General features: G+C 43.2%; 17 protein-coding genes and 2 pseudogenes. All 19 read left to right on the top strand.

From position 1 onward, the window contains the following. Positions 1-84 precede the first annotated feature (84 nt). Positions 85-792 (top strand): glucosamine-6-phosphate deaminase, encoded by a 708-nt coding sequence (gene nagB, locus O3627_RS03740; RefSeq protein WP_125401415.1) that lies wholly within the window; start codon positions 85-87, stop codon positions 790-792. A gap of 150 nt (positions 793-942) precedes the next feature. Further along, positions 943-2,298 (top strand): DUF1958 domain-containing protein, encoded by a 1,356-nt coding sequence (locus O3627_RS03735; protein WP_080555437.1) that lies wholly within the window; start codon positions 943-945, stop codon positions 2,296-2,298. 94 nt (positions 2,299-2,392) lie between these two features. Continuing rightward, positions 2,393-3,562: pseudogene (locus tag O3627_RS03730) on the top strand (MFS transporter). A 115-nt stretch (positions 3,563-3,677) separates the two neighbouring features. Continuing rightward, positions 3,678-4,628, top strand: a complete 951-nt coding sequence (locus O3627_RS03725; RefSeq protein ID WP_343091973.1) for a competence protein CoiA family protein — start codon at positions 3,678-3,680, stop codon at positions 4,626-4,628. A gap of 170 nt (positions 4,629-4,798) precedes the next feature. Next, a complete protein-coding gene (locus O3627_RS03720; RefSeq protein WP_343091974.1) occupies positions 4,799-5,185 on the top strand; it encodes a DUF1310 family protein in 387 nt (128 codons plus the stop codon). A gap of 191 nt (positions 5,186-5,376) precedes the next feature. After that, the gene (gene pepF / locus O3627_RS03715) at positions 5,377-7,179 is read left to right on the top strand and encodes an oligoendopeptidase F (protein ID WP_125357104.1); all 1,803 of its coding nucleotides are present in this window, start codon (positions 5,377-5,379) and stop codon (positions 7,177-7,179) included. Between the two features lies 1 nt (position 7,180). Next, positions 7,181-7,864, top strand: coding sequence for an O-methyltransferase (locus O3627_RS03710; RefSeq protein WP_125357103.1), 684 nt, complete (start codon positions 7,181-7,183; stop codon positions 7,862-7,864). Positions 7,865-7,977: 113 nt separating this feature from the next. Next, positions 7,978-8,985: a peptidylprolyl isomerase PrsA gene (gene prsA / locus O3627_RS03705; RefSeq protein WP_343092325.1), complete on the top strand. Its 1,008-nt coding sequence runs from the start codon at positions 7,978-7,980 to the stop codon at positions 8,983-8,985. Positions 8,986-9,125: 140 nt separating this feature from the next. Further along, a complete protein-coding gene (locus tag O3627_RS03700) occupies positions 9,126-9,707 on the top strand; it encodes an LURP-one-related family protein (protein WP_343092326.1) in 582 nt (193 codons plus the stop codon). Between the two features lie 38 nt (positions 9,708-9,745). Next, positions 9,746-12,364 (top strand): alanine--tRNA ligase, encoded by a 2,619-nt coding sequence (alaS, locus tag O3627_RS03695; protein WP_343093623.1) that lies wholly within the window; start codon positions 9,746-9,748, stop codon positions 12,362-12,364. Positions 12,365-12,605: 241 nt separating this feature from the next. After that, on the top strand, positions 12,606-13,628 hold the full coding sequence (gene argC, locus O3627_RS03690) for an N-acetyl-gamma-glutamyl-phosphate reductase (protein WP_125381830.1): 1,023 nt from the start codon (positions 12,606-12,608) through the stop codon (positions 13,626-13,628). Between the two features lie 17 nt (positions 13,629-13,645). Next, positions 13,646-14,839: pseudogene (argJ, locus tag O3627_RS03685) on the top strand (bifunctional glutamate N-acetyltransferase/amino-acid acetyltransferase ArgJ). Positions 14,840-14,850: 11 nt separating this feature from the next. After that, positions 14,851-15,588 (top strand): acetylglutamate kinase, encoded by a 738-nt coding sequence (argB, locus tag O3627_RS03680; RefSeq protein WP_125381827.1) that lies wholly within the window; start codon positions 14,851-14,853, stop codon positions 15,586-15,588. Positions 15,589-15,590: 2 nt separating this feature from the next. After that, positions 15,591-16,733: an acetylornithine transaminase gene (locus O3627_RS03675; protein ID WP_125381826.1), complete on the top strand. Its 1,143-nt coding sequence runs from the start codon at positions 15,591-15,593 to the stop codon at positions 16,731-16,733. Between the two features lie 156 nt (positions 16,734-16,889). Further along, on the top strand, positions 16,890-17,099 hold the full coding sequence (locus tag O3627_RS03670; RefSeq protein WP_009659847.1) for a helix-turn-helix transcriptional regulator: 210 nt from the start codon (positions 16,890-16,892) through the stop codon (positions 17,097-17,099). A gap of 97 nt (positions 17,100-17,196) precedes the next feature. Next, positions 17,197-17,961 carry a DUF3169 family protein gene (locus O3627_RS03665; protein ID WP_002925430.1) on the top strand — a complete coding sequence of 255 codons (765 nt, stop codon included), beginning with the start codon at positions 17,197-17,199 and terminating at the stop codon, positions 17,959-17,961. Between the two features lie 28 nt (positions 17,962-17,989). Then, on the top strand, positions 17,990-18,532 hold the full coding sequence (locus O3627_RS03660) for a DUF3267 domain-containing protein (RefSeq protein ID WP_011836710.1): 543 nt from the start codon (positions 17,990-17,992) through the stop codon (positions 18,530-18,532). After that, the gene (locus O3627_RS03655; protein WP_125381825.1) at positions 18,529-19,230 is read left to right on the top strand and encodes a CPBP family intramembrane glutamic endopeptidase; all 702 of its coding nucleotides are present in this window, start codon (positions 18,529-18,531) and stop codon (positions 19,228-19,230) included. The genes O3627_RS03660 and O3627_RS03655 overlap by 4 nt, the downstream gene beginning before the upstream one ends. Before the next feature lie 21 nt (positions 19,231-19,251). Next, positions 19,252-19,905, top strand: a complete 654-nt coding sequence (locus O3627_RS03650) for a CPBP family intramembrane glutamic endopeptidase (protein WP_125377604.1) — start codon at positions 19,252-19,254, stop codon at positions 19,903-19,905. The last annotated feature ends 82 nt before the right edge of the window (positions 19,906-19,987 follow it).

Genomic DNA, 19,987 nt, shown 5'->3' with positions numbered 1-19,987 from the left:
AGTATGTCTATTTTGCATACTTTTTCTTGACAAAAATTGGTCTATACCATATAATGAAATTAAGAAAAGAAGTGGAGGTAGAAAATGAAAATTATTCAAGTGGAAAACCAAGTAGAAGGTGGCAAAGTGGCTTTCGAACTGCTCAAAGAAAAGCTGGCTCAGGGGGCAAAAACTTTAGGCTTAGCTACAGGTAGCAGCCCAGAAGGATTTTACAAGCAGATTGTTGAGAGTGACCTTGATTTTTCAGAGATTTTCAGTGTCAATCTGGATGAATATGTTGGTTTGCAGGAGGACGATCCTCAGTCTTATCGTTATTTCATGAACCAGCACCTCTTTAACCAAAAGCCTTTTAAAGCAAGCTTCCTGCCTAATGGCGCAGCGAAAGATTTAGAAGCAGAAGTGGCGCGGTACAATCAGCTTCTTGCAGAGTATCCAGCAGATTTACAGATTTTGGGAATCGGTACGAATGGTCATATCGGCTTTAATGAGCCGGGGACTAGTTTTGACAGTCAGACTCACTTAGTGGATTTGACACCGTCCACCATTCAGTCCAATGCTCGATTCTTCGACAAGATGGAAGATGTTCCGACCCAGGCTATTTCCATGGGGATTGGCAATATCCTAAATGCTAAGTCCATCATCCTCTTTGCTTACGGTTCAGCTAAGGCCAAGGCTATAGCAGGGACTGTTGAGGGTGAGGTGACGGAGGAGCTGCCTGGCAGTGCTCTCCAGAAGCATCCAGATGTTGTGATTATCGCTGATAAGGAAGCGCTTAGCCTGTTAAAACACTAAGATTTTGACGGTATTGCTAGAAAACTGGCTTTGCCAGATAAAAGTCTCTTAATTTCCTATCTATTTTTTAGGTAGGATTTTTAGATTTATGGTTGACTTTGCGTAAAATATGATATACTAGATAGGTATAATTGTTCTTTGGAGGATCCTGTGAAGAAAAAGCTTTTGTTATTGGGAATTGCGTTCCTGACCTCTTTAGCGCCACTAGCTGCTAGGGCTGATGAATTGGTGGATATGGCTAAAAAGATGTATCCGCATGATAATGTTCAGGCGATTAATCGTCCCAAGTCTTCTCTCGTTATTGACGGCAGTACAGGTGATGTTGTCTGGGAGGATAATGTCGATGAGGTGCGTGATCCAGCCAGTATGAGTAAGCTTATGACGCTTTACTTGGTCTTTGAAGCGATTAAGGAAGGAAAAATCAGCGAAAAGACGGTCATTACAGCTACACCTCAGGATCAGGCCACCGCTAATATTTATGAAATTTCTAATAATAAAATTGTTGCTGGTGTGGACTATACCGTATCTGAGCTGATTACCATGACAATCGTGCCTTCATCCAATGCGACAACCGTCATGCTGGCTAATTATCTATCTGACAATGATCCAGATGCTTTCTTGGATCGGATGAATGCCAAGGCTCAAGAGCTGGGCATGACGAATACCAAGTGGTTCAATGCCAGCGGTGCAGCGGCGGTTTCTTTCAAGGGCTATTATAACCCTCAAAACTACGATAATTATGCCAGCAATCAGACAACAGCCCGTGATTTGGCGATTCTGGCTTACAACTTTGTCAATCACCATCCTGAGATTCTAAACTACACTAATAAAGCCAAGGTTACGGTTAAAGCTGGAACTCCTTACGAGGAAACCTTTGAAACTTATAATTACTCCCTGCCGGGTGCTAAATACGCACTCAAGGGCGTAGATGGTATGAAGACGGGCTCTAGTCCTAACGGTGCTTTCAACTATATCGCGACCATTAAGCGTGGAGATCAGCGCATGATTGCTGTGATTATGGGAGTCGGTGACTGGTCTGACCAAGACGGTGAGTATTACCGCCATCCTTTTGGTAATGCTTTGATTGAGAAGGCTTATGCGGATTATGAGTACAAAAAACTCTTATCCAAGGGTGAGCAGGAGATTGATGGACAGAAGTATAAGCTGCCTGAGGATTTCTACGCTACTGTTAAAAAGGGAACCGAGCCTAAAGTCAAGGTTGAAAACAATGTTCTCAAGGCTGAAAATGGCTTGAAGACCTTGTCTAGCAAGATCTCTGATGAAATGAAAGTAGAGAAAGTTGAGAATCCAGTTGCTCAGGCTATTGAAAATGTGACTGGCAGCAAGTCGGAAAGCAAGCCTTGGTATGGTGTGTTCTTCAGCGATAAGATGTTGATTCTGTTGCCTGTTGGCATCCTGCTAATCATTCTGTACTTTGAATACCGCAGTCGTCAAAAACGCAAGGCTGCAAAGCAGGAACGTCGCAGAAATACAGATGTTGAATAAAGGGAATGTCCTCTGTCACATACAAACGGAATGACTTTCCAAGCTAAAACTCAGTTCTTTTGCTGAGTTTTCTTTCTGTCTTAAGGAGATTTCGATGCGAAAAAAGTTTCACAACAGCTATCTAGCTCATTTTTTACTCTTTAATTTTTTCTTCCTAGCCTATTCTCTTTTTTCGACTCTGATATCAGTCTATATGCAGGACTTAGGCTATTCTAATGCCCAAGTATCTATGGTAGTGTCAGCTTCCTTCTTTGCCTCCATGTTGGCTCAGCCAATTTTTGGAGTTCTCAGCGATGCTTTGGGAATTAAAAAGATCTTCCTTTTTAGCTTTCTAGTTATGATGGTTGGGGCTGTATTTTTCATGAAAGCGACTCAGCTTTGGCAGTTACTGGTCTGGTATAGCCTAGTTCTCATGTTGGTTAACGGGGTTAATCCAGTCATGGATGTTCTTGCGGCTCAAAGTCCTTATACTTATGGTAAGATTCGGATTTGGGGAACCATTGGCTATGCCTTAGGCTCTCAGCTAGCAGGACTAATCTATCAAAGAGTCGCACCACAGGCTATTTTCCCAGTCTTTATTGGCATGATGCTTATCAGCAGCATAGGACTTTTGGGAATCTAGCCCAAGCACGACCGAGCAGCCCTAGAAAGCAGGAATACCCGCAAGCAGACAGGTCTGGGGAAACTCTTGATCAACAAAACCTATCTCTTTTACTTACTTTTGGTCGCCCTTTACTCTGGAGTGGGGAATACTGGTCATACCTATATCCCTGCCATGCTACAGCATAGTGGCTTAGAGGTGGATATGGCTTCGACTGTCGTTGCCTTATCAGTTCTGGTTGAAGCGCCTTTCATCTTTTATTCCTATCTTTTTATGGACAAAATTTCGATGAAAAAGCTTCTGTATATCTGTCTGGGAATCATCTTTCTCCAGTACAGCGTTTATGCCTTGGACCTAGGTTTGATTTCGAAAATCGGGATGACTCTCCTTTCTAAGCACGTGACGGGCATGGTTTTGATTATGGTGACCCTAAAAATCGTAGCCAGCTTGGTCGATGAAAAATACCTAGTTACAGCCATTGCTTTGGTCCAGACAGCCCGCAGTCTAGGAACCATTCTCATTCAAAATCTTGCGGGTCACTTTTTGGACAGTTGGGGCTACGAAGGAATGAACCTCTTTCTAGCAGCTATTATCTGCTTAGTCTGTCTCCTGGCCCTCTTTCTAAAATTGCCAGAACGAAAAGGAAATCAATTATTTGGATAATAAAAAACGAGTCGGAGAGATGTTCTCTTGACTCGTTTTTTGACGATGTAGATCTTTTCTCTTTTCTTTTGCGAATATTTTAGTAAATGAGAGAAATTTTAGAGGGGGCTAGGATATGTTTGTGGCGCGAAATCATAAGGGGCTTTTGTGTAATGCTCTGGAGGAGAAGATTGAGAAGGGAGCTGATTTCGTCTGCCCGGCTTGTTCAGGGGCAGTCCGTTTTAAAAAAGGGAAGGTTATGCAGCCGCATTTTGCGCATATTTCGCTAGAAGAGTGTCGTTTTTACAGGGAAAATGAGAGCGCTGAGCACCTGAACCTTAAGGCCGAGCTTTTTCGCTGGGCTGTCCAGACAGAAGAAGTTGAGGTCGAGGCTTTTTTGCCTGCACTGCAGCAGATTGCTGATTTGCTGGTTGATAAAAAACTGGCTCTTGAAGTCCAGTGCAGTCCCCTAAGTATAGAACGGCTGCAGGAACGGACGCTTTCTTACCGCCAGCATGGCTATCAGGTTCTCTGGCTTTTGGGGCGAAAACTTTGGCTCAAGGATTCCCTAACTCGCCTGCAGAAGGATTTTCTCTATTTTAGTAAAAATATGGGCTTTCATCTCTGGGAGCTGGATCAAGAAAAGCAGGTTCTGCGTCTCAAATACCTGATTCACGAAGATCTGCATGGAAAGGTCCAGCACAAGACCAAGAACTTTCCCTTTGGTCACGGTCAGCTTTTGGATATTTTGCGTTTACCCTTTCAAAAGCAGGAGATGAACAGCTTTCTGGCCCAGCAAGATCCGCAGATCTGCAATTATATCCGCCGTCAGCTTTATTACCAGCAGCCTAGATGGATGCGGCTGCAGGCCCAGCTCTACCAGAATGGCGATAATCTCTTGACTAAGACTGCAGAGGATTTCTATCCACAGGTTCGGCCGATACAGGCTGCCTCTTTCTGTCAGATAACTACTGACCTGACAGACTATTACCAGCAGTTTGAGAATTATTACGCCAATCTCCAGCAAAAAAATCTGCAAATTGTTTATTCACCGGCTTTTTATGAGATGATAAGAGAAAAATGCTAAGTATCGTTAGTTTCCCATTGATGAAGCCATCAACTTTTAGCTATCCTTTCAGTTTTAGAATATTTAAGAATCCTGTATAATATAATAAAGTAATAAGTTAGATAGTTAAAAATTCTAAATCGTGCTAATTCAGCTAGCTTTAGAAAATATGAGAAGTGAAAGGTGCTATCATGAAGAAAATTTTTGTCATTTTTCTGACTATCATCACACTCAGTTCAGCTATGTTTTTAGGAGGGTGCAGTATTGTAAAAAGTCAATCAGAAAAAGAAGAAATGATTCAGATTGTGGAGAGTCAGAAATCTAAAAAGTTAATTGAGGAAATGTTAAGGAAGAAAGATCCTGAAGCACTGACAGAAAAGGGGATAATAAAAAAATATACAATAAATGAAAAAAATCTTAAATATAATCCAATGGGTGGCTTAATAGTTGAGCTTATAATAAACGATGACCCGGAATTAACAATTACCACAACATTGATGGAAGAGTCTGATGGCAAGCTAGAACATACTGGCTATGTAATTTCTGGTGAGCTTGCAAAGAAGTTGAGGGGAGAATGACATATGATAAAGCAGTAAGTGATAAGAAAAAATGAACTCTTTGGAATCTAATTTTTGTTTGGTCAGGAATTAGGTTCAAAGAGTTTTTTTATTAATTAAGTCTGTCTGCCTAGCTACTATGTGATTTTGGTACTTGAGTTTTATAAAAAGTAGAATTTTGTGATAGAATAGGGGAGTCGGAGGATTTTTTTATGGCAAAACAAAGAAATGAAATTGAAGAAAAATATACTTGGGATTTAAGCACCATTTTCCCAACAGATGAAGCCTTTGAAGAGGAATTGGCTCAGGTTTCAGAAGAAGTGAAGAAAGCAGCTGGTCTGGCTGGGCATTTGCTGAATTCAGCGGACAGTCTCTTAACAACGACTGAAGTGCAGTTGGACTTGATGCGTCGTATTGAAAAGCTTTATTCTTATGCTCACATGAAGAATGACCAAGATACACGTGTGGCTAAGTACCAAGAGTATCAGGCTAAAGGCATGACTCTTTACAGCGACTTTGGTCAAAGCTTTGCTTTCTATGAGCCAGAATTTATGGCGATTACAGAAGAGCAGTACCAAGCTTTCTTGGCTGAGCAGCCAGCCTTGCAGCAGTATCAGCATTATTTTGACAAGCTTTTGAAAAAGAAGGCTCACATCCTGACACAGCGTGAAGAGGAGCTATTGGCTGGTGCTGGTGAAATTTTTGGTGCAGCGGGCGAAACCTTTGCTATCTTGGATAATGCGGATATTGTCTTTCCGATGGTGCATGATGAAGATGGAAATGAAGTTCAGCTCAGCCACGGTAACTATATCACCCTGGTCGAGTCTAAGAACCGAGAGGTCCGCAAGGAAGCTTACGAGGCTCTCTACAGCGTCTACGAGCAGTATCAGCATACCTATGCTAAGACTCTGCAGACCAATGTCAAGGTTCACAACTACAATGCGAAAGTCCGCAAGTTCTCATCTGCCCGTGAAGCGGCTTTGTCAGCTGACTTTATTCCAGAAAGTGTTTATGACAGCCTAGTTTCAGCTGTCAATAAGCATTTGCCTCTTTTGCAGCGTTATATTGCTTTGCGAGCGAAGATTTTAGGCATTTCTGACTTGAAGATGTATGATATGTACACACCTTTGTCAGAGACAGACTACAAGTTCACTTATGAGGAAGCCTTGGCTAAGTCTGAGGAAGTTTTGGCTATTCTGGGCGAGGATTATTTGAGCCGAGTGAAGACAGCTTTTTCAGAGCGCTGGATTGATGTTCATGAAAATCAAGGCAAGCGCTCAGGAGCATACTCAGGCGGTTCTTATGATACCAATGCCTTTATGTTGCTCAACTGGCAGGACACGCTGGATAATCTCTTTACCTTGGTGCATGAGACAGGCCACAGTATGCACTCCAGCTATACTCGTGAGACCCAGCCTTATGTCTATGGAGACTACTCTATCTTCCTAGCTGAGATTGCTTCAACGACTAATGAAAATATCCTGACAGAGAAGCTCTTGGAGGAAGTAGAGGACGATGCTACCCGCTTTGCTATTCTCAATCACTTCTTAGATGGCTTCCGAGGAACCGTCTTCCGTCAAACCCAGTTTGCTGAGTTTGAGCATGCTATCCACAAGGCTGACCAAGAAGGTCAAGTTTTGACCAGCGAGTTTCTCAATGAGCTCTACGCTGACTTGAACGAAAAATACTATGGTCTGAAGAAAGAAGACAATCCACAGATTCAGTACGAGTGGGCTCGGATTCCGCATTTCTACTATGATTACTATGTTTTCCAATATTCGACAGGATTTTCAGCGGCTTCTGCCTTGGCTGAAAAGATTGTCCATGGCAGTCAGGAAGACAAGGATAAGTATCTGGACTATCTCAAAGCTGGGAACTCTGACTACCCACTCAATGTCATCAAAAAAGCAGGTGTGGATATGGAGAAAGAAGACTACCTAAATGCTGCTTTTGCTGTTTTTGAGCGTCGCTTGGACGAATTCGAAGTCTTGGTCAAGAAGTTGGGACTGGCATAAGATGGTTGAGACTTATAATCAAAACTCTAATCCCAATATGCGCCGGCCAGTGGTCAAAGAAGAGATTGTGGACTTTATGAGACAGCGTCTCCAGCCGGTCACTGGTGGCCTCAAGGAATTGGAGGATTTTGCCAGAGCTGAAAATGTGCCCGTGATTCCCCATGAGACAGTGGCTTACTTCCGCCTGCTACTCGAAAGCCTGCAGCCTGAGAAGATTTTAGAAATCGGGACGGCTATTGGATTTTCGGCCCTTTTGATGGCAGAACATGCTCCTCAGGCCCAGATTACGACTATTGATCGCAATCCAGAGATGATTGAGCTGGCCAAGGCTAATTTTGCAAAATATGACAGCCGTCAGCAAATCACTCTGCTGGAAGGTGATGCGATGGATTTGCTTGAGACACTGGAGGATTCTTACGACCTTGTCTTTATGGACTCTGCCAAGTCCAAGTATGTGGTCTTTCTGCCCCAAGTCCTCAAGCGCCTTAATCCTGGTGGCCTAGTCCTCATTGATGATGTCTTTCAAGGAGGAGATGTTGCCAAGCCTTTTGAAGAAATTAAGCGTGGTCAACGAGCTATTTACCGAGGACTGCACAGTCTTTTTGACGCAACTTTGGACAGTTCAGATTTGACTGCGAGTCTGCTTCCCTTAGGAGATGGGCTGCTTATGATTAGAAAAAAATGACATCTCTGATTTTTTCCTAATTTCCAAAAATTTTTAGTAAAATTTAAGATATCAATTCAAATTTGTGCTACAATAGAAAACATGAACTTTTAAGAATAAGGAGTCAATATAAAATGAAGAAAAAAATATTTGCAGGAGCTGTGACGCTCTTGTCAGTTGCTGTATTAGCAGCATGTTCTAACTCAGAAGGCAAGGACATCGTGACCATGAAAGGAAACACGATTACTGTCAATGAATTTTACGATCAAGTGAAAAACAATGGTGCAGCTCAGCAGGTCTTGCTGCAGATGACTATCAAAGACATCTTTGAAGAAAAATACGGCAAAGACGTCAAAGACAAGGATGTTAAGGATGCTTTCGAAAAGTCTAAAACTGCTTACGGTACAGCTTTTGCCCAAGTCTTGGCTCAAAACGGATTGACCGAAGATGCCTACAAGGAGCAAATCCGCACCAATATGCTGGTAGAGCATGCTGTTAAGAAGGCTGCTGAAAAAGAGCTGACTGATGAAAACTACAAGGCTGCCTTTGAAAACTACACGCCAGAAGTAACAGCTCAAATTATCAAGGTTGACAGTGAAGACAAAGGTAAGGAAGTTCTTGAAAAAGCTAAAGCTGAAGGAGCAGACTTCAGTCAAATCGCTAAGGAAAACTCTACCGATGCTGCCACTAAGGAAAAAGGCGGAGAAATCAAGTTTGACTCTGGCTCTACTGATGTTCCAGATGCTGTCAAAAAAGCTGCTTTTGCTTTGGAAGAAAATGGCGTTTCAGACCTTGTGACTGTGCCAGATTCACAGTACTCAGCAAGCTACTATATTGTTAAGCTGGTCAAGAAGTCAGAGAAATCTTCTAACTGGAAAGACTACAAAGATAAACTGAAAAAAATTATCGTTGCGCAAAAAGAAAAAGATACTAGCTTTATCCAAAGCGTTGTGGCGAAAGAGTTGAAAGATGCCAACATCAAGGTTAAGGACAGTGCATTCCAATCTGTCTTTGCTCAGTATATCGAAACGACAGGCTCTTCAACTTCTTCATCAAGTGCTGCCAGCAGCTCAAAGACATCTGAGTCTAGCTCAGCAGCTGAAAGCAGTTCAACAGAAGCTTCATCCTCAGCCGCAGAATAAGGTTGACGAAAAGAGAATAAGCAAGTATAATAAGACTGGTGAGAATTGATTTTTCAAGTTCTTAGTTCAGAGAATTGGCGGTGCTGCGAGCCATCTGAGACGGAGAATCATGCTACTCATCTTGAAAAATAGAATACGAAATGAGAATGACAAGTTCATTGAATGAAGGTGGTACCGCGGTTTTTCGCCCTTCGGACAAGGAACTTGTCTTTTATGTTGACTGTGGAGGTAACATAATGAAAACCTATCTTGTCAAACAGAAATTTCGCTTAGGCGGCGAACGCTTTGATATCAAGGACGATCGAGGAAATGTGGATTACCAAGTGGAAGGCTCTTTCTTCCAGATTCCTAAGACCTTTACTATCTATGATAGTCAGGGTCAAATCGTCAGTCAGATTACCAAGACCCTTATAACCCTCCTGCCCCAGTTTGAAATCAAACTCAGCAGTGGGCATAGCTTTTATATCCGTAAGAAATTCTCTTTTTTGCGTGATAAGTATAAATTTGATAATTTGGGTCTTCGAGTTGAAGGGAATATCTGGGATTTAAACTTTCGTCTGCTGGATGACAGCAATCAAGTCGCTGCAGAGATTACCAAGGAGCTCTTCCATCTAACCTCTACTTATCAGGTGAGTGTCTATGATGTAACTTATTCAGATTTGGTGATTTCCCTCTGTGTCGCTATTGATTATGTCGAAATGCTAGAAAGTTCGTCGTCATAATGCAATTATTTTTAGAAAAAAATTAAGGAGAAAAAGAAATGAAACAAATGTCAAGTGCTCAGGTTCGTCAAATGTGGCTGGATTTTTGGGCAACTAAAGGTCATGCAGTAGAACCATCTGTCAGCTTGGTGCCAGTCAATGATCCAACCTTGCTCTGGATTAACTCTGGTGTAGCGACCCTCAAGAAATACTTCGATGGAACCATTATTCCAGAGAATCCTCGGATTACCAATGCTCAAAAGGCCATTCGGACCAACGATATTGAAAATGTCGGAAAGACTGCCCGCCACCATACTATGTTTGAAATGCTGGGCAACTTCTCTATCGGTGATTATTTCCGTGATGAAGCAATCGAGTGGGCTTACGAGCTTTTGACTAGTCCTGAGTGGTTTGATTTCCCCAAAGACAAGCTCTACATGACCTACTATCCAGACGACAAGGATTCTTACAACTGCTGGATTGCTATGGGCGTTGAGCCTAGTCATTTGATTCCGATTGAGGATAATTTCTGGGAAATCGGTGCGGGACCTTCTGGGCCGGATACAGAGATTTTCTTTGACCGGGGTGAGGCTTTTGATCCAGAAAATATCGGAGTGCGTCTCTTAGAAGAAGATATTGAAAACGACCGTTATATCGAAATATGGAATATCGTTTTGTCACAATTCAACGCAGACCCTGCTGTACCACGTAGCGAGTACAAGGAATTGCCACATAAGAACATTGATACGGGCGCTGGTTTGGAGCGTTTGGTCGCAGTTATCCAAGGGGCTAAGACCAACTTTGAGACCGACCTCTTCATGCCAATCATTCGTGAAGTAGAGAAACTGTCTGGCAAGGTATATGACCAAGATGGCGACAATATGAGTTTCAAGGTTATCGCAGACCATATCCGCTCGCTCTCCTTTGCCATTGGTGATGGGGCTCTTCCTGGAAATGAAGGCCGTGGCTATGTCCTTCGTCGTCTACTCCGTCGTGCTTCAATGCATGGTCAAAAGCTGGGGATCAATGAGCCTTTCCTTTACAAACTGGTTCCAACAGTGGGCAAGATTATGGAAAGCTACTACCCAGAAGTTCTTGAAAAGCAAGACTTTATCGAAAAGATTATCAAGAGTGAGGAAGAATCTTTTGCTCGTACTCTGCACTCTGGTCAACACTTTGCAGAAACAATTGTGGCAGATTTGAAAGCTAAGGGACAAACTGTTATTGCTGGTCAAGATGCCTTCAAACTCTACGATACTTACGGCTTCCCGCTGGAGTTGACTGAAGAAATTGCTGAAGAAGCTGGCATGACTGTGGACCGAGCTGGCTTTGAAGCGGCTATGAAAGAGCAGCAGGATCGGGCGCGTGCTTCTGTCGTCAAGGGCGGCTCAATGGGGATGCAAAATGAAACCCTGCAGGCCATCACTGTAGAGAGTGTCTTTAACTACGAAAAAGAAGAGCTAACTGCTGAACTCCTTGCTATTGTAGCAGATGATGCAGCAGTGGAGTCTGTTGAGACAGGCACAGCTGCCCTCATCTTTGCAGAAACACCATTCTATGCAGAAATGGGTGGTCAGGTGGCCGACCACGGTCAAATCTTTGATGCGGCAGGTAATCTGGTAGCGAAAGTAATGGATGTACAAAAGGCACCAAATGGTCAGCCGTTGCATACTGTAGAGGTCTTGGATCCTATAGCTCTGGGTCAAAGCTATAAACTGGAAATTGACCACAGCCGCCGCCATCGTGTCATGAAAAACCACACGGCAACCCACCTCTTACATGCAGCCCTACATAATGTTCTTGGTAACCATGCAACCCAAGCAGGCTCTCTGAACGAAGTAGAATTTCTCCGCTTTGACTTTACGCATTTCCAAGCGGTGACAGCAGAGGAGCTGCGCGCTATCGAGCAAGAAGTCAATGAGAAAATCTGGGAAGCCCTTGCCATTGAGACAGTAGAGACAGATATTGACACGGCTAAGGAAATGGGTGCCATGGCGCTCTTTGGCGAAAAATATGGTAAAGAAGTTCGCGTCGTAGCCATCGGCGACTACTCTGTCGAGCTTTGCGGAGGAACTCACGTGGGCAATACTTCTGAAATCGGCATTTTCAAGATTGTCAAAGAAGAGGGTATCGGATCTGGAACTCGCCGTATCTTGGCAGTCACCAGCAAGGAAGCTTTCGAAGCCTACCGCGAGGAAGAAGAGGCGCTCAAAGCTATCGCAGCGACCCTTAAGGCACCGCAAATCAAGGAAGTGCCTCACAAGGTAGAAGCGATGCAAGAGCAGCTGCGTCAACTCCAAAAAGAGAATGCAGAGCTCAAGGAAAAGGCAGCAGCAGCGGCCTCTGGTGAAGTCTTCAAGAATGTTCAAGAAGCAAATGGACATAGCTTTATCGCTAGTCAGGTCTCTGTTTCTGATGCAGGTGCCCTGCGTACCTTTGCGGACACATGGAAGCAGAAGGACTATTCTGATGTTCTCGTACTGGTCGCAGCAATTGGAGACAAGGTCAATGTCCTTGCAGCCAGCAAGACCAAGGATGTCCATGCTGGGAATCTGATTAAGGAATTGGCACCGATTGTAGATGGTCGAGGCGGCGGTAAGCCAGATATGGCTATGGCCGGTGGCAGCAAGCAATCAGCTATTCCAGACCTGCTAGCAGCAGTTGCTGAGAAGTTGTAATATTAGATAACAGAAAGATGAAAAGGTCTGCTCTTTGGGCAGATCTTTTTTTGTACTCTCAGCTCTCTTACTTCTCTATATGAGAAGCAAATAGGCCGCTTTTCGGCAAGAAATTATGAATTGTTTTAGAATAAATAATGATATTTTCAAAAATATTGCATAAAAATACAGAAAATACTTGACAAAGGGAAAATATACGAGTAAAATAAAACGCATATTTATACGGAGGTGTTTTAAAAATATGCGAATTTCAATTGTAGGAATTACTGGTTACTCAGGTATGGAACTCCTTCGTATTTTATTGCAACATCCGCAGGCAGAAGTCGTTTCCCTTCATGCCAGCCAAGATATAGAGGCTCCTGTGTCAGAGCTTTATCCTCATTTGAAGGGGATTTGCGACCTGAAAATAGAAGCTTTCGACAGTCAGGAAATAATGCGACGAGCAGATCTTGTTTTCTTTGCAACGTCAAGCGGAGTGGCTAAATATTTGTCAAAAGACTTTGTAGAAGCAGGATTTCCAGTCATTGACCTATCTGGTGATCATCGTTTGCAAGGGAATATTTATAAAAAATGGTATCAGAAAGAGCCGGCTGAAGACTATGTTCAAAAAGCGTTTATTTATGGACTGTCTGAGTTTACAGATGTCAGAGGGAAGCGATTTATTGCCAATCCCGGCTGTTATGCGACGGCTACAGAGTTGGCCTTGATTCCCTTGCTACAGGCTCAGGCTATTGAGCTGGACTCCATTATTGTCGATGCCAAGAGCGGTTTGACAGGGGCGGGGAAAAATCCAGCTGCATCCAGCCATTTTGTCCATGTGCATGACAACTATGTGACTTACAAGCTGAATCAGCATCAGCATATTCCAGAGATTGTGCAGCAGTTGCAGCGTTTTAATGAGGGATTGCAACAGATTCAGTTTTCAACTTCCCTCATCCCGCTCAATCGTGGTATCGTGGCGACAGTTTATTGCAAGTTAAAAGAACCTTTGACTCGAGAAGAGTTGGCTGCTATTTACCAGGAATGCTATCAGGATAAGCCTTTTGTCCGTATCCAAGCTACTCTGCCGAATCTGCATCAGGTTGTCGGTACTAATTATACAGATATTGGTTTTGACTATAATCCTGTAACAAACATTTTAACTGTAGTGGCTGTGCTGGATAACCTGATCAAGGGGGCTGCTGGTCAGGCGGTTCAAAATATGAATCTGATGTTGGGCTTTCCTGAAACAGATGGCCTGCTCAGTCAACCGTCCTATGTCTAGATGAGAAAGGGTTAGATATGAAAACTATTGATGGAACGATTGCCAGTCCGCTAGGCTTTTCGGCTGACGGTTTACACGCTGGCTTTAAGAAAAAGAAGTTGGATTTTGGCTAGATTGTATCAGAAGTGCCAGCCAGTGTGGCAGGAGTTTATACGACTAATAAGGTCATTGCTGCTCCACTTCTAGTGACCAAAGCCTCAATCCAAAAGAGCCAGAAATTGCAGGCAATAGTGGTTAATTCTGGTGTTGCCAATTCCTGTACAGGCCAGCAGGGACTGGATGCCGCTTATGAGATGCAGCGATTGACCGCTCAAAAGCTGAAGATTGAGCCCGACTTGGTAGGTCTGGCTTCTACAGGAGTCATCGGTGAGCAGCTTCCAATGGATGCTCTGAAAAATGGCCTGTCACAGATTCTGGTGAGTGGCAAGTCAGAAGATTTTGCTGAAGCTATCTTGACGACGGATACTTGTACCAAGACCTGTGTAGTCACAGAAGAGTTTGGCTCAGACCTGGTGACTATGGCAGGGGTGGCCAAGGGCTCAGGCATGATTCATCCGAATATGGCGACCATGCTGGCCTTTATCACCTGTGATGCCAATATTTCTAGTGCTACCTTGCAAGCGGCTCTCAGTCAGCATGTGGAGACGACTTTCAACCAAATCACGGTGGATGGAGATACATCGACCAATGACATGGTGCTAGTCATGGCAAATGGCTGCCGACAAAATGAAGAAATTCTGCCAGATACGGAAGAATTTGAAAAGTTTTCTAAGATGCTCCGCTATCTTATGGCTGACTTGGCTAAGAAAATTGCCAAGGATGGCGAAGGAGCAACCAAGCTGATTGAAGTTAATGTGCGGCACGCTAAGGATGAACAGAGCGGCCGTATGATTGCCAAGAGTGTTGTTGGCTCTAGCTTGGTTAAAACTGCCATTTTTGGTCAAGATCCAAATTGGGGCCGAATCTTAGCAGCTATCGGCTATGCGGGAGCAGATGTCTCGGTGGATAATATTGATATTTGGATTGAAGGGATTCCAGTTATGCAGGCTTCTAGCCCTGTGGCTTTTGACCCCGAGGAAACAAGTGATGCCATGGCTGGAGAGCTGCTAACCTTGACCATTGACCTACACGATGGGGACGCTGAAGCTCAGGCCTGGGGCTGCGATCTATCCTATGATTATGTGAAAATCAATGCCCTCTATAGAACCTAAGGAGAAATGCAATGAAAGATGTGATTGTTATAAAAATTGGCGGTGTTGCTGCGCAAAAGCTGTCTGATAAGTTTATCAAGCAAATGCAAGCATGGATAGCAGCTGGTAAGAAAATCGTGATCGTTCATGGGGGCGGTCTGGTCATTAACCAACTCATGAAAGAGCGCCAGCTGCCTACTCGCAAGGTTAAGGGGTTGCGGGTGACAGCTAAGTCTGACTTGCCCATCATTGAGCAGGCCCTGCTAGGTCAAGTCGGCCGGACGCTGACTCAAGAACTGAACGACTCAGATATTGAAAGCCTTCAGTTGGCTTCTCATTTGGGAAAGACAGTTTCGGCAGATTTTATCGATAAAGACCTCTATGGCTATGTCGGTGATGTGACGGCGATTCAAACTGCTTATCTAGAGCAGCTGCTGGATGCGGACATAGTCCCAGTGCTGGCTTCGCTAGGAGAAAATTCATCTGGCGATCTCTTAAATATCAATGCAGACTATCTAGCTGCGGCAGTTGCTAGCAGCTTGCAGGCAGAGAAGCTGATTCTGATGACAGATATAGAAGGGGTTCTAGAGGACAAAAAAGTCCTGCCCCAGCTTCTGACCAGTCAAGTTTCCAAGAAGATTCAGACAGGTGTCATCAAGGGTGGTATGATTCCCAAGATTGAGAGTGCTGTCCAGACTGTGCTTTCCGGTGTCGGGCAGGTTCTGATTGGTGACAATCTTTTGACGGGCACCTTGATAGCAGAGGGATAACGATGACTTATTTATTTGAAAACTACAAGAGGGCACCTATTGAGTTTGTTAAAGCAGAGGGCTCCTATCTGATTGACAATGAGGGAAAAGCTTATTTGGACTTTTCATCGGGGATTGGCGTAACCAATCTTGGCTTTCACCCGCAGGTCCAGCAGGCTTTGATCCAGCAAGCAGGGCGCATCTGGCACAGTCCCAATCTCTATCTTAGCTCCCTGCAAGAGCAGGTGGCTCAGGAACTGGCAGGTTCTTATGATTATTTAGCTTTTTTCTGCAATAGCGGAGCAGAAGCCAATGAAGCTGCTATTAAGCTAGCCCGCAAAGCTACTGGCAAGCAAGGCATTATAACTTTTCAGCAATCCTTTCATGGTCGGACCTTTGGCGCTATGGCCGCAACAGGACAGGATAAGATCAAGGCAGGATTTGGTGATGGGGTGCCTCATTTCAGCTATGCGGTTTACAATGATCTAGCCAGCGTAGAAGACTTGGCCAATCAGGATACGGCAACTGTCATGCTGGAATTGGTCCAAGGAGAATCGGGGGTTCGTCCAGCCGAAGCAAGCTTTGTCAAAAACTTGGCTGATTTTTGCCAACAAGAGGGGATTTTGCTGATTGTTGATGAGGTGCAGACAGGTATGGGGCGCACGGGTCAGCTTTATTCCTTTGAGCACTATGGGATTATACCGGATATTGTGACACTAGCTAAGGGGTTGGCCAATGGCCTGCCCGCAGGGGCTCTATTAGGAAAATCTAGCTTGGCTCCCGCTTTTGGACCTGGCAGCCACGGCTCCACATTTGGTGGCAATAAATTAGCCATGGCAACTGCCTTGGAGACCTTGCATATCATGAAAGAGACGGGATTTATGGAAGAAGTCAGGTCTAAGAGTGCCATCTTACTGGAGCAGCTGCAGCTTGCTTTTAAGGATCATCCAAAGATTTCTGCTGTTCGCGGTCTGGGCATGATGATTGGTATTGAAACAAGTGCCGGTTTGTCAAGGCTTGTTGAAGCCGCTCGCCAGAAAGGCTTGATTATCCTGACAGCCGGAGAGAATGTTATCCGTCTCCTGCCGCCTTTGACTATCAGCAGGGAGGAAATCCAGCAGGGTATTGCTATTTTAAAAGAAGTATTTTCAGAAGTAGATGAGTAAAGGAAAAGGATTCAGTGTGAGCTGGATTCTTTTTTGTCTATGATAATGGTGTTCTTGACAATGATTATTATTTTTTTGACAAAGATACTTGTCAAAAAGAAAAGAATCTGTTACAATGATTTTATCCAAGGGAGAATAATAAATAAGGAGTTTATGATGCAGCTTAGAAATCGACTCAAGGAGTTGAGGGCGCGTGACGGTCTCAACCAGACAGAACTGGCTAAGCTGGCCGGTGTTTCCAGGCAGACAATCAGCCTTATAGAGAGAGGCGAATATACCCCATCGATTGTGATTGCCCTTAAGATTGCCCATATTTTCAATGAAAACGTTGAGAATGTCTTTCGGCTGGTGGAGGAAGCAGAATGAAGAACCAATTAAGATTCATTTCAACAGGAGCTAAAACAGTCCTTCAGCCTCAGCATTCTTGTATCATCTATTGTAAAAAAATAAAGGAGAAGAAGTCGTGAAAGAGCAAAAACGTATATCTACACAGAAAAGAGTTTTATATAATGTCCTTATATTTCTAGCTGGAGCTTTAATAGGTGGTCTGTCTATTTTGTTTTCTGAAACTGGTCTGCTAAAAAACATCAGTTGGTCGACTATTTTTTCTGTTCAACTGCTGCGCCAGCTAGGTAGGGCCAGCCTTATCATCCTCTATCCCTTGGTCTTTTTCTTGATTTATCGGACTCGTAAATACAATGAAGCCTATGAAAAAGAAGCAGATGAGGATAAGAATTATGAATGGTACCGGCTAACCTTTAAAAATCTGGAATATGCGACTATTGTCTTTAATATCAGCAGTGCTATCGTTCTTTTTACGATTTTAGTTGGAGTTGTTTTTATTGGAAATATTACTAATCATAAGAGCCCTCTTCAGTGGAGTTTTATAGATTATGCGATTGCCTTTCTTTATATTATTTTGCAAGTTGTCTTTTTAAAGACAGTTCAGAAGGTGCGGCACTATAAGCTATCAGCCTTTCCGACTACTGAGGAAATAAAAGAATTTGTGCTCTCTTATGATGAGTCAGAGCTGCAAGCCAATTATGAACAGTGCTATCTCATTCTATTCAATGTAAATCAAAGACTTCTGCCAATCCTCTATATTGTTTTAGGAATAGTGGGAACTTTCACACCCCTCAATGTCGTTTCCGGCTTTGTCGTCCTAGTGGTAATCCATATCTATATCAATCTTATGTATTATCCAATGGTAAGAAAATATTTCAAATAAGCTTATTTCCCGATGAAAGGCGGAAATTATGAAACTACTGAAAGAACTTGATTTTATCCATAATAAAAAGGTCAATCTGGCTCTGAATATAACGGCTGTGTTGCTGATCTTCCCTTTTCTAGCTCTCTTTACTTGGATTGCTATTCTAATGTATGGTAAGGGCAGCGAAGTTTTTCATTTCTTTGACTTACTCTACCTCCTTGTTCTAATGGTCATCCATGAGCTGATCCACGGCTTTTTCTTCAAGGTCTTGGGAGATGAAAATACCAAGGTCAAGTTTGGTTTTAAGAGCGGCATGGCCTATGCGACCAGCCCAGGGAGTCGTTACAGTCGGAAAAGGATGCTCGTCATTATCCTGGCACCTTTCTTTCTGATTAGCCTAGCCCTGACCTTGATCTATGGCTTGCATATTTTAACTGCGGCTTCTTATATCGTCCTTGCTAGCTTCCATGCAGCTGGCTGTGCAGGAGATTTTTTCCTCGCTGCCACTATTCTCCAGCAGAAGGGAGATATTGCTGTTGAGGATACGGAAGTCGGTATCAATATTTATCAAAAGGAGAATACAAAATGAACAACTTCAAATCAACTGCTTTAGGACTTGTAAAATGGATAGGCTTAATTGCTCTTAGCCTCCTTATAAATGCTGCTCCAATGCTATTCTTAAGGCTCGGGAAGAATTTACCTATTTATGCAGAAATCTTATTGGTAGCCTTGTATCTGATTTTAGTTTTCCTGATTTTTCGTAGCTTGTGGCGGCGCTATCAGAAGCATGAGCCTGAAGAAAAGAAAAAATTCAAACAGTCTGGCAAGGACATCGGTTTTGCTTTTCTATTCTTTTTCCTTGCCAGAGTGGCTGCTATTGTCGGTGTTTATCTCAATCTCATCCTGAGCGGCAATTCCCAGACCAGTAATGACAGCGCCATACAAGGGCTGGGGGGAATGATGTCTTCGCAGCATATCTTCTTTGCCTTGCTCTTTGTTGCAACGATTGCTTTTATCGCTCCTATCATGGAAGAACTAATTTTCCGCGGTTTTGGAACTGCCTTCTTTTTCAAAAATAATCAAAAAGTTTTGCCTGCTATTGTGACTTCTGTGGTCTTCACCCTGCCTCATATCACTCAATTGACAGAGTTTCCAATTTATTTTGCACTTGGACTGGTTTTATATTTATCCTATGCTCGTCGGGGGAATATAAAAGATTCCATGTTGGTTCATATCCTGAACAATCTTCCTATGGCTATAATACTGCTGCTAGCTATGTTTCAGTAAAGCAAACTATAAGGAGTCACTATGAAATTAAAAACTTTTCTTACTAATTTTGGATTATATTTACTAGCTTTTTTGTCTTATCTCTTTATCTTTTTTACTATAGTTGCCTATACTGTTCGTTATCTGGCAGGAGGATTTTCTCAACTATTGATTTTGCCAATCTTTGTCATACTTGCCAGTCTCTATTCTTTTGCCATGTGGAAATGGTACCAGAAAGATTTGAAACTGGAAATCAAAAATACCAAGCTGACCAGTTCTATCTGGCTTCCCAGCGCCCTCTTGCTTGCTTTTATCATCTTCCAGCAGCTCGTTCCTATTGAATCTTCTGCCAATCAGAACACTGCTGTACAATTGATTCAGCAGCAGCCAGCCTTTGCCTTCCTATACATGGTAATCTTTGCTCCTATTCTTGAGGAGTTGCTGACACGAGGATTTTTGGCTAAGTTTCTCTTTCCCAACCAAAATAGCTTAGCGAAAATCCTGCTCTATTTAACTGTATCTGCCAGCTTTTTCTCTCTTCTGCACATGCCGGGCACTCTTGTCCAGTTTCTCATTTACTTCATCTTAGGGGCAATCTTTGGCCTAGGCTATTTGGCTAAGAAGGATCTGCGCTACTCAATTGGCCTACATCTGGCCAATAACCTAATTGCCTTTGTTCTTATTGTCTTCTTTTAATAGAAAAACTAAATATAAGACAGCACTTCTAAAGTTAGGCAGAAAAGTCTAACGTCAGAAGTGTTTTTCTGTGGAATGGATT

The organism is Streptococcus sp. 27098_8_82, assembly GCF_041431615.1.
Lineage (GTDB): Bacteria > Bacillota > Bacilli > Lactobacillales > Streptococcaceae > Streptococcus > Streptococcus sanguinis_K.
The sequence above is the reverse complement of the archived record's forward strand: the minus strand, read 5'-3'. Positions and strand labels throughout refer to the sequence as shown.

Coding starts and splice junctions, on each gene's coding strand:
- alaS (WP_343093623.1), top strand. CDS start 9,746: ATGAAACAAATGTCAAGTGCTCAGGTTCGTCAAATGTGGCTGGATTTT.
- O3627_RS03720 (WP_343091974.1), top strand. CDS start 4,799: ATGAAGAAAATTTTTGTCATTTTTCTGACTATCATCACACTCAGTTCA.
- O3627_RS03710 (WP_125357103.1), top strand. CDS start 7,181: ATGGTTGAGACTTATAATCAAAACTCTAATCCCAATATGCGCCGGCCA.
- O3627_RS03670 (WP_009659847.1), top strand. CDS start 16,890: ATGCAGCTTAGAAATCGACTCAAGGAGTTGAGGGCGCGTGACGGTCTC.
- nagB (WP_125401415.1), top strand. CDS start 85: ATGAAAATTATTCAAGTGGAAAACCAAGTAGAAGGTGGCAAAGTGGCT.
- prsA (WP_343092325.1), top strand. CDS start 7,978: ATGAAGAAAAAAATATTTGCAGGAGCTGTGACGCTCTTGTCAGTTGCT.
- O3627_RS03700 (WP_343092326.1), top strand. CDS start 9,126: ATGAGAATGACAAGTTCATTGAATGAAGGTGGTACCGCGGTTTTTCGC.
- O3627_RS03650 (WP_125377604.1), top strand. CDS start 19,252: ATGAAATTAAAAACTTTTCTTACTAATTTTGGATTATATTTACTAGCT.
- O3627_RS03675 (WP_125381826.1), top strand. CDS start 15,591: ATGACTTATTTATTTGAAAACTACAAGAGGGCACCTATTGAGTTTGTT.
- O3627_RS03660 (WP_011836710.1), top strand. CDS start 17,990: ATGAAACTACTGAAAGAACTTGATTTTATCCATAATAAAAAGGTCAAT.
- O3627_RS03655 (WP_125381825.1), top strand. CDS start 18,529: ATGAACAACTTCAAATCAACTGCTTTAGGACTTGTAAAATGGATAGGC.
- argB (WP_125381827.1), top strand. CDS start 14,851: ATGAAAGATGTGATTGTTATAAAAATTGGCGGTGTTGCTGCGCAAAAG.
- pepF (WP_125357104.1), top strand. CDS start 5,377: ATGGCAAAACAAAGAAATGAAATTGAAGAAAAATATACTTGGGATTTA.
- O3627_RS03725 (WP_343091973.1), top strand. CDS start 3,678: ATGTTTGTGGCGCGAAATCATAAGGGGCTTTTGTGTAATGCTCTGGAG.
- argC (WP_125381830.1), top strand. CDS start 12,606: ATGCGAATTTCAATTGTAGGAATTACTGGTTACTCAGGTATGGAACTC.